The sequence below is a fragment of the Sorangium sp. So ce176 genome (genome assembly GCF_051519835.1).
In the GTDB taxonomy this organism is placed as follows: Bacteria; Myxococcota_A; Polyangia; order Polyangiales; family Polyangiaceae; genus Sorangium; species Sorangium cellulosum_G.
This window is the reverse complement of sequence record NZ_CP150371.1, coordinates 3,763,745-3,777,976: the sequence shown is the minus strand read 5'-3', so window position 1 is coordinate 3,777,976 and position 14,232 is coordinate 3,763,745. Positions and strand designations below refer to the sequence as shown.

Annotated in this window: 8 protein-coding genes; 2 read left to right on the top strand and 6 right to left on the bottom strand. The window is 73.6% G+C overall.

The window, feature by feature from the left end:
• Nucleotides 1-301 precede the first annotated feature (301 nt).
• A complete protein-coding gene (locus WMF42_RS14260; RefSeq protein WP_437692448.1) occupies nucleotides 302-2,305 on the top strand; it encodes a PAS domain S-box protein in 2,004 nt (667 codons plus the stop codon).
• 52 nt (nucleotides 2,306-2,357) lie between these two features.
• Here the strand turns inward: WMF42_RS14260 and WMF42_RS14255 are convergent, their stop codons facing one another.
• From WMF42_RS14255 to WMF42_RS14245, 3 genes are all read right to left on the bottom strand, one after another.
• On the bottom strand, nucleotides 2,358-6,008 hold the full coding sequence (locus WMF42_RS14255; protein WP_437692446.1) for a protein kinase domain-containing protein: 3,651 nt from the start codon (nucleotides 6,006-6,008) through the stop codon (nucleotides 2,358-2,360).
• Nucleotides 6,009-6,204: 196 nt separating this feature from the next.
• On the bottom strand, nucleotides 6,205-7,080 hold the full coding sequence (locus tag WMF42_RS14250) for a fibro-slime domain-containing protein (RefSeq protein WP_061609708.1): 876 nt from the start codon (nucleotides 7,078-7,080) through the stop codon (nucleotides 6,205-6,207).
• Nucleotides 7,081-7,308: 228 nt separating this feature from the next.
• Nucleotides 7,309-8,106: a hypothetical protein gene (locus WMF42_RS14245; RefSeq protein ID WP_437692444.1), complete on the bottom strand. Its 798-nt coding sequence runs from the start codon at nucleotides 8,104-8,106 to the stop codon at nucleotides 7,309-7,311.
• Nucleotides 8,107-8,192: 86 nt separating this feature from the next.
• Between WMF42_RS14245 and WMF42_RS14240 the strand changes: the two genes are divergently transcribed.
• Entirely contained in the window at nucleotides 8,193-8,963 is a 771-nt protein-coding gene (locus WMF42_RS14240; RefSeq protein ID WP_437692443.1) for a hypothetical protein, read from the top strand.
• A gap of 164 nt (nucleotides 8,964-9,127) precedes the next feature.
• Here the strand turns inward: WMF42_RS14240 and WMF42_RS14235 are convergent, their stop codons facing one another.
• From WMF42_RS14235 to WMF42_RS14225, 3 genes are all read right to left on the bottom strand, one after another.
• Nucleotides 9,128-11,038, bottom strand: coding sequence for a L,D-transpeptidase (locus WMF42_RS14235; protein ID WP_437692441.1), 1,911 nt, complete (start codon nucleotides 11,036-11,038; stop codon nucleotides 9,128-9,130).
• 88 nt (nucleotides 11,039-11,126) lie between these two features.
• Nucleotides 11,127-12,491 (bottom strand): DUF1552 domain-containing protein, encoded by a 1,365-nt coding sequence (locus WMF42_RS14230; RefSeq protein ID WP_437692439.1) that lies wholly within the window; start codon nucleotides 12,489-12,491, stop codon nucleotides 11,127-11,129.
• Nucleotides 12,488-14,119, bottom strand: a complete 1,632-nt coding sequence (locus WMF42_RS14225; RefSeq protein WP_437692437.1) for a DUF1592 domain-containing protein — start codon at nucleotides 14,117-14,119, stop codon at nucleotides 12,488-12,490. Before WMF42_RS14225 ends, WMF42_RS14230 begins: the two co-directional genes overlap by 4 nt.
• Between the last annotated feature and the right edge of the window lie 113 nt (nucleotides 14,120-14,232).

The window sequence follows — 14,232 nt, the reverse complement described above, 5'->3', positions numbered from 1 at the left end:
CACACCCACGCTACCACGGCGCGCGCGACGCGCGACAGGTCGTCGGGGCAGACGGAAAGCAGACGGAAGGCAGACGGAAGATAGTCGGAGACAGATGGCGGGCAGCCAACAGCGCGCGACGAGGCGCACGGGCGAGCTGCGCGGCGCATCGATCTCGACTCCAGCGGGGGTTCCTGCACAATGGGCCGTTGCGGCAGCGACCGAGCGGTGGGGACGGCGGCCGCTCGAGGTGCGGATTGGCGATCGAGGTCGAGAGGACAACCCAGCAGCGTGGCGCTCCTGACAGTGGACGGCGCCGACAATGAGCCACCGAGATCTCTACCGCGCCGCGTTCGACGCGGCCGAGGACGCGCTCTTCCTCCTCGAGAACGGCCGCGTGATCGACGCGAACCCGGGCGCGACGCGGCTGTTCTCGGGGCCCGAGCAGGGCCTCCTCGGGCGCGAGCTCGCGGACCTGTCGCCGCTCCTCCAGCCCGATGGCCAGGCCTCCGCAGAAGGGCTGAAGCAGAAGATCGAGGCGGCGAGCCGCGGCGAGCCGCAGCGGTTCCGCTGGCTCTACCGGCGCCCGGGCGGGGGCTTCGTCCACGGCGATACGCAGCTCGCGCGGCTCGCCCTCGCCGACGGCGCCGGGCCGGTCCTGCGCGCCGTCGTGCGCGAGGAGGACAAGGAGCAGCGGCGGCTCTACGCGCTCGCCGTCGACATGCTCGGCACCGCCACGCTCGACGGGCGGTTCAAGGAGCTCAGCCCCTCGTGGGAGCGCACGCTCGGCTTCAGCCGCCAGGAGCTGATGGGCCGGCCGTACGTCGACTTCCTCCACCCCGAGGACAAGGCGCGCACCCTCTCCGAGACCGACACGTTCTCGACGGGCGCGCAGACGCTGACCTACGAGAACCGCTTCCGCTGCAAGGACGGCTCGTACCGGTGGCTCGAGTGGAACGCGATGCTCGCGCTCGACGAGGGGCTCGTCTACTTCGTCGCCCGCGACGTGACGCGACGCAAGGGCGCCGAGCTGGCGCTCCGCGACTCCGAGGAGAAGCTGCGCGCGCTGTACGAAGGCATCCCCCACATCCTGATCGTGGCCGACAAGGACGCGAGGATCGTCTCCGTGAACCGGCTGTATCCGGTGCTCCGGAGCGAGGAGATCGTCGGCAGGAGCCTCTACGATTTCACGTCGCCGGAGCACCACGACACGGTGAGGCGGGCGCTGGAGACCGTGCTCCAGACCGGCGGACGGGCGCAGTACGAGGCGGTCGGCCTCGGGGCGAACGGCGAGCCGGCGTGGTACGCGAACCACGTCAGCACGATCCCGGGCGCCGGCGACGCCACGAACCTGCTCATCGTCGCGGAGAACATCACCGATCGCCGGCGCGCCGAGGAGCAGCGACGCGAGAGCGAGGTGCGGTTCCACGCCGCCGTCGAGGCCAGCATGGACGCCTTCCTCACGATGATCTCCCGGCGCGACGAGCGCGAGGAGGTCGCCGATTTCGTGATCACGGGGCTCAACGCGCGCGCCGCGGCGATGCTCTCGATGCCGCGCGAGGGGCTCCTCGGCCAGCGCCTGTCGGAGCTCGGTCACTCGCCCGAGGCCGGCGTCCTCCTCGACAGGTGCCTGCGCGTCGTCCGGAGGGGGGCGCCGCTCGAGGAGGAGGTCCTCCTGCCCGCGCCGCCCGGCCAGCCGTCGCGCCCGGGCGCCTGGGTGCACCACCACGTCGTGCCGATCCAGGCCGGCGTGGCCGTGACGATGCGGGACACGACCGATCGCAGGCGGCTCGAGGATCAGCTCCGCCAGTCGATCGAGCGCCTCGAGTCGTACGCGGAGGAGCTCGAGGGCAAGAACCGGCTGCTCGCCGAGGAGAACGCCGAGCGCGAGCGGACCGCGAGCGTCCTGCGCCAGCAGCAGGAGGCGATCCGCGCGCTCTCGACGCCGATCATCCAGGCGTGGGAGGGCGTCCTCGTGCTGCCGATCATCGGCGCGCTCGACAGCGGCCGGGCCACGCAGATCATGGAGAAGCTGCTCGGGGAGGTCGTCCGCACGCAGGCTCACTTCGCCGTGCTCGATCTGACCGGCGTGGAGGACGTGGACGCGCCGACGGTCGACCACCTGCTCCAGGTCGCCCGCGCCGCGAGCCTGCTCGGCAGCCGCTGCCTCATCTCCGGCATCTCCCCGAGGGTCGCGCAGGCGATCGTGGAGCTCGGCAGCGACGCGCGGACGTTCGAGACCTTCGCCGAGCTCGAGGACGCCCTGCGCCACGCGCTGCTCGTGTCAGGCGCCCGCCTGCCGAGGCTGCGGCACGGCAAGCGCTGACGCGCGGAGCCCGGGGCGCGCGCGGGGCGCCGCGCGTCGACGCGGCCCGGCGCTACGCCTCGTCGGCCTCGAACTCCTCGCGCAGCTCGCGGGCGCGCGCCGCGTGGCGCGCCGCCTCGGCGCCCTCGCCGATCGCGGCGGCGTACGTCGCGGCGCGGGCGTACGCCGCCGCCGCCGCCCGCAGATCGCCGCCCCGATCGTAGTGGTGGGCGAGCAGGGCGGCGCCCTCGTCGCCCGGCGCGCGGAGCTCTAGCCAGTCGGCGACGAGCAGGTGGATCCGCCGACGGATCTTGAGGCTCAGCATCTCGTAGGCGACCTCGCACGTCGCCTGCTCCGCGAAGACGTACTCGCGCTCGCCCGGGAATGTCGCGGGGGAGCGCAGCCGGATGAGCTGGCGCTCGCACAGGCGCGCGAGAAGCTCGCCGGTGGACGCGCCGCCGCCGTGGCGCACCGAGAACGGCGGATCGAGATCCTGGAGCTCCGCGAGGATGCGCTCGCTCGACATCGGCGAGCGCGCCTGCGGGGCGTCGTTCCGGAGCCGCTCGACAGCGCCCTCCCAGAAGGTCCGACCGACGACCGCTGCCTGCGCGAGGAGCCCGCGCGCGTCGGCGTCGAGCCGGTCGAGGCGCGCCTGGACGACGCCGTGCACCGTCGGCGGCAGGCTCAGCGTGCCCAGCGCGTCCTCGCGCACGCGCCACGCGCCCCCCTCGGCCTCGATGGCGCCGGCGTCAACGAGGTGCTGGAGCATCTCCTCGACCGTGCGCGGGTTGCCCTCGGCGCGCTCGGCGAGCGCGCGCACGAGCTCGGGGCTCAGCTCGGCGACGCCGCGGAGCCGATCGCGGATCATCTCCTCCGCGTGCCGCCGCGCGAGCGGGAGCGCTTCGACGCGGACGTAGGCCTCCTTCGCGATGCCCCAGTCCGGGCGGCGCTCGTAGAGCTCGGGGCGCGCGGCGCACACAACGCAGAGCGGCAGCCCCTCGGCGTGCGCCACGAGCTCCTCGAGCAGATCGAGCGTCGCGTCGTCGGCCCACTGGAGGTCGTCGCAGACGATCACCATCGGCGTCCGCTCGAGCGCGAACGTGACCAGGTGCGCGAGCGCGGACGCGATCCGGCGCTTCGCCAGGATGCTGCCGCGCGCCGCGGTGTCGAGGAGCCCGGCGGGCGCTGGCCGCGCGCCGAGGATGGCCGCCAGCCGGGCGAGGATGTCCTCGAGATCGCTCGATCCGAGCGGCCTCGCCAGCGACGGGGACGGATCGAGCTCGTCGTCGTCCTCGTACTGCACGGCGCCGGCTCCCCTGCGCCCGCTCACTGTCGAGCTGATCGGCCCGCGCAGGGGGACGGACGTCGTGCGGGCGACGACGGGCGACGCGCCCCCGAGCGCGGCCCGGACCCCCGCGCCGGCGGCCTCGCGCTCGGCGCGGGCGCGGGCGCGCGCGGCGCGCAGCCGCAGCCAGCGCAGCCCGCGGCGCAGCTTCCGCAGGATGACCTGCGCCGGATCGGCCTCGTGGATCCCGAACCACCGGCGCAGCAGCGTGCCGGCCAGCCCGTAGCTCGTCTCCTGCGCGAGCGCTGAGCACTGCGCCGGGAGGACGAACGGCTCCCCTGGCAGCGCGGAGGCGAGGCCGTGCTCGGGGCCGGAGCCGCCGCGCGCTGCCCCGCCGCGCTCCGCCCCGCCGCGCGCTGCCCCGCCGCGCTCCGCCCCGCCGCGCGCTGCCCCGCCGCGCTCCGCCCCGCCGCCGAGCTCCGCGACGAGCTCGGCGAGCATCCGCGTCCGGCCCACGCCGGGCGCGCCGACCAGCGTGACGAGCCGCGGCCGCCGCTCGTGGAAGGCGGTCTCGACGAGATCGCAAAGCCGCTGCATCTCCGCGCCGCGCCCGACGAGGCGCGTCGCGAGCCCGTGAAAATCGGGCAGGGCGAACGTGTGGTGGAGCGGGCCCTCGCCGAGCACGCGGTACATCGGCAGCGCCGCGCCGCGCGCGGGGGGCTCGGGCGCGGCGCGGCCCACGACGGCGAGCCCCTCGAAGGGCTCCATCCGGAAGCGCCCGAGGACGAGGCGGTGGGTGTCGCGGCCGATCACGATCGCGCCGCGCGGCGCGAGCTGCTGGAGGCGCGCGGCGCCGTCGACAGCGTCGCCGACGACGGCGAGGTCCTGGCGCGCCGAGCCGCCGGTGCCGACGAAGGCCCGCCCTGTCGTGATCCCGATCCGCACCGAGAGGCGGATCGAGCGCGCCGCGCGCGGCAGCGTGAGCTTCGGGATCGCGGCCTGCGCCCCGAGCGCCGCGACGATCGCGCGCTCGGCGTCGTTGTCGGTCGAGCGGGGGGCGCCGAAGACGGCCATGACGCGCCCGCCGATCGGCCGCTCGACGACGCCGTGCATCTGCTCGACGTGCTCCGCCAGCACCTGGTAGCAGCGGTCGACGACGTCCTTGACGTCCTCGGGATCGAGCCGCGACGAGAGCGCGCTCACCTCGGACAGATCGGCGAACAGGACGGTGCAGATCCGGTGCTCGCCGCCCTCGAACGGCACGACGGCGCGCCCCCTCGGCGCGCTGCGATCGGGGTTCACGGTCCCCCTCACCCCGCTGCTCTCCGGCGCCCACCGCGGCGGCGACTGCGGCGGCAGCGACGGCGGCCGCCGCGACGACGGCGGCAGCGACAGCGACGGCGGCGGGGGCAGCGGCGGCACGTGGACGGCGGCGAAGTCGAGCAGCCCGTCGGGATCGTCGTCGTTGCCGCCCGGGCTGAAGGCGGGCGCGCGCAGGGTGTCGCGCGCGATAACGACGACGCTCGCGCGCTGGGCCGCCTCCAGGGCGGACCACATCTCGCCGAGGTTGTGGAAGCGCTGCGACGGGTGGATCGCGAGCGCGCGGCCGAGGACCGCCTCGACGTCGACGCTCGCGTTCACCCCGCGGGCGCGGAGGCTCGGCCGGATCGCCTCATCGCTCGACGCGACGAAGAGCTGGATGACGTCGGCGCCGCAGAGCGCGGGCTGACCGCTGGCGACCTCGATCAGGATGAGCGCCATCGCGTAGACGTCGGTCCAGGGCCCGGTGGCGCCGAACCGCGGGCTGAACTGCTCCGGCGCGCCGTACTGCGGCGTGAAGGCGCGGAACGTTCGTCCCGTCTGGACGAGCGCCTCGGCGAACTTGGGTGTCTCGGAGAAGACCTTGGCGAGCCCGAAGTCGAGCACCTTCATGCGATCGCCGAGCAGGAACAGGTTGGCCGGCTTGACGTCGCGGTGCGAGACGTTCCCGTCGTGCGCGACGGCGAGCGCGGAGGCGACGGGCGCGAGGAGCTTGATCGCCTCGCCGAGGCTCCGCGGCGCGACGTTCTCGGCGCGGCGGCGCTTGAGGTCCTGCTCGAGCGTCTCGCCCTCGAGCCACTCCATGACGATGTACGGGGTCCAGGGCCCCCGCGGCGCGGCGGCGGCGCCGATGTCGAGCGCCTGGACGATGCCCATCGTCCGGCGCGAGAGCTGGTGGAGCAGGCGCGCCTCCTCGCGGAACTTGGCGAGGAAGCCGTCCTGCTGGTCGGGGCTCAGGCCCGTGGGGATCTTGAGGCATTTGACGGCGACGGGCGCGTCGAAGCCGAGGTGCCGGGCCCTGTAGACGACGCCGAACGCTCCCTCGCCCGCCAGCGCCTCGACGGCGAACTGGCCGTCGATGATCGACCCTATCCAGCCGAACGGGTCGCTGGCCTGCATCGTTGCCTAGGCTACCTGTTGCGATGAACCACGAGCAAGGTGGCAGCGGCCGCCGCTCCCGGGGGAAAGGGGGGCGGTCGGCGCGAGCCGCTGGGCGGGGTACGGCGCGGGCGGGGCGGTGAGCCGGGGAACGCGGGCGGCGGGAAATGAAGGGCGCTGTGGGGCCAGGTCGCGCCGGGTCAGCGGAAGAGCGAGCTCAGTTGACGACCGGGGTGAAGCAACCGATGGACGTGTCGATGCGGAAGTTCGACTCGGTCGTGCGGCGCTCGGCGAAGAAGAAGTCGAGCGCGTACGTGTTGCCCGGGGTGATGCCGAGCTCTTGCGCGCGCGCGTCGAGGTCGATCGTCGCGCTCTCCGGCTTGTGAATACCGCCCAGATCGATCGCGAGGCGGCCGTTGATGAAGGTGAAGAGGTCGTCGTCGCCCGAGAAGGTGAACACCTCGCCACCCTTGTATTCAAACGTGGTGTGGAGCTCGAGCGTGAAGTGATAGTTGTGGCGCCGCTCCTCGTTGCCAAACCCCATGTCGTCGATCGGGAAGAAGTCGGTATCGTCGTACGTGGACGTGCCGTTCCCGTTGTCCGTGAGCGAGATGGATATCTGGATGGCGGTGTTCACGTCGGGCACGTCGCGGAACCACTGATCGAAGGCTTCCTTGCCGCTCGTGGTCAACGTGCCCTCGGCGCCGCCCGCATAGACCGGCTTGCCGTCCGCGCCGAGCTGAGCCTCCACCATGCCCCGGTCCTCCCCGGGCCGGACCTCGAAATCCGGGTGCGTATCCTTGAAGTCGCGCACGATCGCGATGAGCTCGCTGCCGCAGGCGTCGCCGCCCGCGCTCGGGTCACCGCCCGAGCTCGCGCTACCCCCGATGTCGCCTGGGTCCTCCCCGAAGTCGCCGCCGCTCGTCGTCCCGTCGCCGCCGCTCGTCGTCCCGCCGCTCGTCGTCCCGTCGCCGCCGCTCGCCGTCCCTGCGCCGTCCGAGGAAGCGTCGTCGGTACCTCCTGCACACGCCGTCGCCGCCACGAGGGCGACGAGCGCCGATACCGCCATCATGGTCCGTCGATAAGCCATCATGTCTTGCCCCTTTTCCCGAGCGGTAGAAGCCGTCGAATCCGCATGGAACGACGTCGGAGACACCGCGCCGCCACCTTCCGCCCCTGTGCGCGGTGGTGGGAGGAGCGGGTCAATTTTTTTTCAACAAAATGGCCGGCTTTCCCGGCCGCAAAAATACCGCTGGCTCACCATCCCCGGTGAGCTGCTCGTCGGAGGCTCCTGCGATCGCCGAGCGCCCTCGGCGCCAGCTCATCGCGCAGGCACGCCGAAGAAGTAGTACCCCTTACCGAGGAGCGGGAAGCGGTAGGTGCCATACTCCCACGTGAACGCGTCGCCGAGCGGGGCGACCATCTCCCGCAGCTCGGCCTCGGAGTAGACGCGCAGCGTGCTCACCACGCCGTCCCACACGCTGGCCGCGGCGGCGATCGGCGTCGCCCACGTGAGCCACGCCTTGGCGGCCCGGGAGCGGCGCGTGAGCAGCGGGTTCGCGGCGAGCGCCGCGACGCCGACCGGGACCATCGGCAGGAACCCCAGCGGGGTCCGCTCGAACCCCTCGGACAGGAAGATGCCGGACGAACCGCGCACCGCGTCGGCCAGGATCGCCCGCGCGAGCTCGGGAGAGAAGTGGTGGAAGGCGTTCATCATCAGCCGCGCGCGGCCCTCGGCGAGCGCCGGCGGGATGCGCGTCGCGTCCACCGGCGAGGGCTCGAAGGCGACGAACGACGGGTGCCGCGCGGCGGCGGCCGCCCACGCCTCCGGCTGCGGCAGGAGGTCCGTGAGCACGAACCGCGGCGGCGTCGCGCCCGCGCGCAGGAGCTCGCCGATGAGCACCTCCGACGGCCCGGCCGCGCCCGCGCCGAGCTCGATCACCTCGGTCGCCCCCGAGGCGGCGAGGAAGCGCCGGAACGGCTCGATCAGGCCGCGCAGCATGCCGCCCCACCGGATCGTCCGGCTCAGCGACTCGATGATGAGCTCGCGCAGCGGACCGGGAGACCACGGCGAGTCGTTCCACTCGAACAGCGACAGGCGGGGGAGGGAGCGCGGCATCGGTTGACCGTCCGTTCGCGTCAGCTCGCGTCAGGTACGGTCAGCTTACCGTCGACCGCCCTGCGCGGCGGCGCCATCCTGAACCCATGAATTTCCTGCTTCATCGCCACCTCGCGGCGCGCGACCTCGGATCGGTCGCCGCCGGCGCGGGGGCGATGCTCCCGGATCTCTGGCGCATGGCCGACCGGCGCGTGAGGCCCTCGCGTGCGGCCGAGCGCCCCGCCGCCCCGCCGCCCCGCCTCGCCGAGGTGCTGGCCGGCATCGATCACCACGTCGCCCTCGATCGCTGGTTCCACGCCGCGCCCGTCTTCGTCGAGGGGGAGCGCCGCCTCGCCGACGCGCTGCGCGGCGCCTCGCTCGGCGCGCCGCGGCTCGCGCTGTTCGCCCACGTGCTCTGGGAGATGTGCCTCGACGGCGCGCTCCTGCGCCGCACCGGGCTCGCGCCCGCCCTCGACGCCCTCCGCGCCGGACTCACCGCCATCGACGGCGTCCCCGGCGAGGCCGCCGCCTCCATCCACCACTTCCTGCGGCGCGCCCCCTCCCCCGCCGCCGCGCCCACCGACGCCCCGTCCCTTGCCGACGCGCCCTCCCCGCCCGCCGCGCTCGCCGACCGCGCCGCCTTCGAGGCGCGTCTCCGTCGCATCTGCGACGAGCTCGCCCACGGCCCCTGGATCGCCGGCTACCAGGACGGCGCCGGCCTCGCGCTGCGCCTCGCGGGCGTGCGCTCGCGCTTCGGCATGCCCCCCTTCACGCCGGAGCAGCACGACGGCCTCGCCGCGCTGCTCGACGCCCTCGCCGCCGCCGCAGACGAGGCCGTCGACGACATCCTCCGCACCGCTCCACGCCGCGCCGTCTGAAGCCCCCCCTCTCTCTTCCCCCTCTCTCCTCCAGACGGCGATCGCGGCGGTCGCCCGCACAGGAGACGGGCCCAGATCGGCGTTTTCGGCGCACAGGCGTACTCCTGTACGCCGAGCACCGAAAACGTCGAGATGGGCCCGTATCCGAAGCGGGCGACCGCCTCTCACTCGTGCACGATGATCGTGGTGCCCTCGCCCAACTCCTCGCCCGTGTTGATGGCGTGCCATCCCGGCGGGACCCGGGGCTCGGTCCACAGGAACACCCGGTGGGCGTCGATCGGCGACATGTTGATGCAGCCGTGGCTGCGCGGCGTGCCGAAGACGTCGTGCCAGTACGCGGCGTGGAGCGCGTAGCCGGCCGCGAAGTACTGGATGTACGGCACGTCCTTCAGGGCGTACGTCCCCTCGCCGCGGCGCCGCGTGACGCCGTACTCCCCGTCGCCCTTGCGGGGGGCCTTCGCGCCCGCCTCGGGCTTCGACGCCGCGCTCGCGCCCGGCTTCTTCGAGGCACGCTCCTTCGAGGAGCCGCCCTTGTCCGGCTTCGCGCCGCGCGAGGCCGAGGGCGCCTCCGCCGTCGTGTCGGCGCGGCCGCCGACGCTCGACGACTCGTTCGAGTCCATGGTCGCCGTGATGTGCTTGTTGCGGATCCGGAAGATGCCCCGCACCGTCGCTGTCGTGGTCTTCGGGTCCGCCACCCCCGCCTGGCCGGTCGACACAAGCGTGGCGTAGACCGGGCGCTTGCCCTCCCAGAGGACCAGCGTCTGGTGCTGGATCGAGACCTCGATCCACTTCTCGCCCTTCTCCGCGACCACGGGCCACGACGACGGGGCGACAGCCAGCCCCACGTCGAGCTGGCTCACGTACCGCTGGTCCTTCGTGCGGTAGTACTTCACCCCCTCGATCCGGCGCATCCTCCCGCTCAGCGGGACGACGTCGCGGAAGGGCAGCTCCTTGCCCGGCGTCGCCTTGTCGCCCTGGATCTGCACGTCGCGCGCGCTCCGCGCCCGGACGAAGGCGAGCGGCAGCGTGAGCTGATCGTTCAGCTCGACGCCGTGCCAGGGAGAGCCCGTGTCGGGCTTGATCTTCGTCGCGGGCGCGAGCCGCAGATCCGTGGTGATCGCGAACCGCCGGTTCAGCGACTCGGGCCCGGTCGGGAACGAGCCGATCAGCGACAGGCCGGTGAAGCGCCGCGCCCGGTCCGCGAACACCGCGTAGTCCGGGACCTTGAAGTCGCTGATGTTGCGGATGCGCCGCTTGCCGCCCTCCAGCCAGAACGGGATCGGATCGTTCTCCCCCTCCGCGCCGAGCAGGGCGCCCTCGCCGAGCTCGAGCGAGTTCTTCGCGAGGCCGAGCTCGCCGAGCTGCTTCCCGGGCAGCGGCGCGCCGCGCTCGTCGATCGGCACGTCGTTCGCGCCGAGGATGACCCGCTGCACTGTCGCCTTGTTCTCCTCGAACCACGCGAGGTGCTCGTCGAGCTTGAACTCCGACTTGCGCTGCTCCTCGGCCGTGGGGACGCGCAGGTAGAGGGGCAGCACGGCGCGGACGAACGCATACCGGTACGGGAGCGCTGTCCTCAGGTTCGGCCCCGGGCCCGCGGCCTTGAGGATCGGGTCGTCGAGATCGAGCGTCGCGTCCTCGCCCACGCAGAGGAAGCCGCGGGGCTCGATCTCGTACCAGCCGCCCGGACAGCCGGCGGTGCCGGCGGGCTCCGCGGCGCGGGCCACCCTCGATCCGACGCGCAGGTAGCCGAGCTTCTTCGACGTGTCGCGCGGCTCCTTGTAGACGGTCGCCACGAAGGCGGTCACGCCGAGCAGCGGCTTGCCGCTCGGCGGCTCCGCCGCGGCGCCTACCGGCGCCTCCTGCTGCGCCGCGCCGGTCGCGAGCGCCGCGCCGGTCGCCGCGTCGTCGGCGACGGCCCCGGCGTCCGCCGGCGCGTCCGCGGCCTTCTGGCACGCCCACGCCCCGCAGGCCGCCGCGGAGAGCGCCGCGAGGCGCGCGAGACGAAGAACCATGCGCGCTGCGCGCACCGAGCGCAGCGCACGACGAGGCTTCCCGGAGGACAGCAGGCCGCCCATGCAGGCGTACTTGCCAAAATCGGCGCGCGACGAAAAGCCCAAAACACCCGCGGCCGACCCGCGGCCGACCCGCGGCCGCGTCCGCCGCTCAGGCCAGGAGCCCCGGCAGCAGCCCCGTGCAGTACGCGGGGTTGCCGAAGGTCGACACCTCAACGCCCATCGCGTTGCACAGCGTGACGAGCAGGTTGTTGTGGGGGTCGCCGGCGTAGCGCAGGTACCTCCCGGTCCGGAGGGCCCCGCCGGCGCCCCCCGCGATCACGTACGGCATGTCGCGCCGCGAGTGGCTCTGCCCCTCCGAGATGTCGGTGCACCAGAGCACGATGGTGTTGTCGAGGAGCGTGCCCGCGCCCTCCGGGACGGCGTCGAGCTTCCCGAGCAGGTACGCGAGCTGCTCCGCCTGCCAGCGGCCGATGTCGACGAGCTGCCGCTGCTTGTCCTCGTCGGTCAGGTTCGCGTGCGAGAGCGCGTGGTGCGTCTCCGACTGCCCCAGCCAGGTGAACACCTTCCCCGCCTGCGTCGCGCTCCACTGGATCGACGCGACCCGCGTGAGATCGCACGCGAGCGCCGTCGCGAGCAGATCGATCTGCAGCCGCCCGATCGCGGGGAAGCTGTCGTTCGCGTACACGTCGAGCGGCTCGCCCAGCTCCGGCAGCGCGCACGCGCCGCCGAGGAGCCCCGGCGCCTCGAGCCGCGCCTCGATCTCGTTCAGCGCGTCCAGGTGGTGCTCCAGCTTCTGCCGGTCCTCGCCCCCGAGCTTCTGCGCCAGGGCGCCGTAGTCCTCCATGACGTCGCCGAGCACCCGCCGGCGCAGCGCGCGCCGCCGCGCGAGGTCCGCCGGATCGGCGCTGAGATCGGTGAAGAGCCTGTCGAACGCCGCGCGCGGATCGTCCTCGGGCGGGACGGGCTGGCCCGGGCCGAGGTACGAGACGCGCGACGAGACGTTGGCGTACTGGACCTGGACGCCGAGCTCGAGCGACGAGAGCTTCGTGCGCTGCCCGAGCCGGGCGGCGAGGAACTGGTCGACGGAGATGCCCCCGCCCCAGCCTACCCGCGCGGCGGGGTTGCAGGCGTAGGGGAACAGCGTCCCCTCCTGGAGCTCCGTGCCGGTGAGCGCCTGCCCGATGCCCTGCTGGTGGGCGTCGCCCGGCCCGCTGTAGGCGGACTCCATGTCGACGCCCTCGATGACGAGCAGCTTGTCCCGGTAGGGCGCGAGCGGCGCGAGGATGTCGCCGAGCTCGAACGACGCCTCGGTCCCGGTGGGCTGCCAGGCCTCCTTGACCGTGCCGAGCCCCGTGAAGAAGACGACGAAGCGCTTCGGGAACTCGACGGCGCTCGCCGAGCCGGACATCGCGTCGAGGAACGGGAGCGCGACGGCGAGCCCGCCGACCCCGCGCAGGAACGTGCGGCGATCGAGGCGCCGCCTCGACGGCCGGTGCCGCGCGGCGCCGCTCACGGCGCGCCCCCGGCGCCCGGCGCCCGGCGGTAGCGGAACGCGTCGGTCTGGGTGAGCGCCACGAGCAGCGCCTTGATGTTGTACCCGCTGTCGGCGAACGCCCTCTGGATCTGGCTCATGCTGCACTCGTCCTCCGCCTGCTCGGCGCGGCCGTAGCCGAAGCGGAACCACTGCGTCGCGACGCACTGGCGCACCTCGTCGCTCTCCGCGAGCAGGTGCGCGAGCTCCACCGCCCCGTCGAAGCGCCGGTCGGTGCCGCGGCTCCCTGTGATCTCGCCGCTCGCGTCGACCGGCACCTGCTGGTCGGTCGCGCGGTAGAGGCCGATGCCGTCGTAGTGCTCGAACCCGAACCCGATCGGATCCATCAGCCGGTGGCAGCCCGCGCAGCCCGGGTCCTCCGCGTGCCGCTCGAACTGCCGGCGGGTCGGGATGCCCGGCCGCACCGCGGGCGGCTGGATGTCCACGTCGGGCGGCGGGGGCGGCAGGGTCTGGCAGAGCAGCCGCTCGCGGACGAACTTGCCGCGGTGGATGGGCGAGGACTGGTCCGGCTTCGCGAGCACCGACAGGAGGCTCGCGTGCGTGAGGAAGCCCGCGCGCTCGGCCGGATCGAGCGGCACGACAGCGAGGTCGCCGGGCGCCGCCGCGCCGCCCGCCGGGGCCTCCTCCAGCCCGTAGAAGGCGCGGAGCTCGGCGTTCATCAGCGAGTAGGGCGCCGTCAGCAGGGTCGCCACGTCGCCGTCCTCGTCCTCGAACACCACGTGATCGAGGAACGCCTCGGTCTCGGCCCGGAGGAGCGCCGGGAGCCCGTCGTGGAAGCGCGGGTAGACCGCCGTGTCCTTGGTGATCGTGGCGATGTTCGTGAGCTGCAGCCACTGCGCGTGGAAGTTCGCGACCGCGGCGCGGGCGCGCGGGTCCTCGAGGAGGCGCCGCGCGTGCGCCGCGATCTGCTCGGCGGTGCGGAGCTCGCCCGCGTCCGCCGCGGCGAGCAGCGCGTCGTCCGGCATCGAGCTCCAGAGCAGGTACGAGAGCCGCGAGGCGATCTCGTGGTCCGACAGCGGCACCACGGCGCCCCCGGCGGGGTCCGGCAAGCCCAGCTCGACGCGGTAGAGGAAGTGCGGCGACTGGAGCATCGCCTGGATCACCACCTCGACGCCGGTCGAGAAGCCGCGCTCGTCGTTGCCCCAGGCGAAGAGCCGCTCGAAGCGCTCGATCTCCTGCGGCGTGAGCGGCCGGCGGAACGCGCGCTTGCCGAGCCGCTCGATGAGCTCCGCGGCGCACGCGTCGGGCCCCTGCACGGCCGGATCGCACCCCGCGAGCAGCCGCTCGGGATCGCGCGCGGCCCGCGCCGCGATCGCCTCGGAGGCCTTCATGAGCTGCTCGGCGAGGAGCGGCGTGACGCCGAGCGCCGCCGCCTGGTTGTTGAACCCGAGCGCCTCCTCCTCGACGACGAAGGCGCCGGCCGGCGCGCTGTCGTCACCGAGCAGATCCCGGATCGTGTTGTTGTACTCGAAGCGCGTCATCCGCCGGAGCGGCGAGGCGCCCGGCTGGATCTCCGCGCAGCGCGGCGGCTCGTGCGTCGCGCCGTCGCCGGGCCTACCCGAGCAGGCGGCCGCCGTCGCGAGGAGCACGGCGATCCCGAGAGCGCCGCCGGGTCCGCGCTCCCCTCGGCGGCGCCGTCCTCTTGACCGATCCATAGGCCCTCTCTCCAGGACGTCGTCGCCACGATGCGTCGCGTTGTGGC

Bases quoted from the DNA above. Each gene is read 5' to 3' on its own strand.
- WMF42_RS14260 (WP_437692448.1), top strand. From the start codon at position 302: ATGAGCCACCGAGATCTCTACCGCGCCGCGTTCGACGCGGCCGAGGAC.
- WMF42_RS14255 (WP_437692446.1), bottom strand. From the start codon at position 6,008: ATGCAGGCCAGCGACCCGTTCGGCTGGATAGGGTCGATCATCGACGGC.
- WMF42_RS14250 (WP_061609708.1), bottom strand. From the start codon at position 7,080: ATGATGGCTTATCGACGGACCATGATGGCGGTATCGGCGCTCGTCGCC.
- WMF42_RS14245 (WP_437692444.1), bottom strand. From the start codon at position 8,106: ATGCCGCGCTCCCTCCCCCGCCTGTCGCTGTTCGAGTGGAACGACTCG.
- WMF42_RS14240 (WP_437692443.1), top strand. From the start codon at position 8,193: ATGAATTTCCTGCTTCATCGCCACCTCGCGGCGCGCGACCTCGGATCG.
- WMF42_RS14235 (WP_437692441.1), bottom strand. From the start codon at position 11,038: ATGGGCGGCCTGCTGTCCTCCGGGAAGCCTCGTCGTGCGCTGCGCTCG.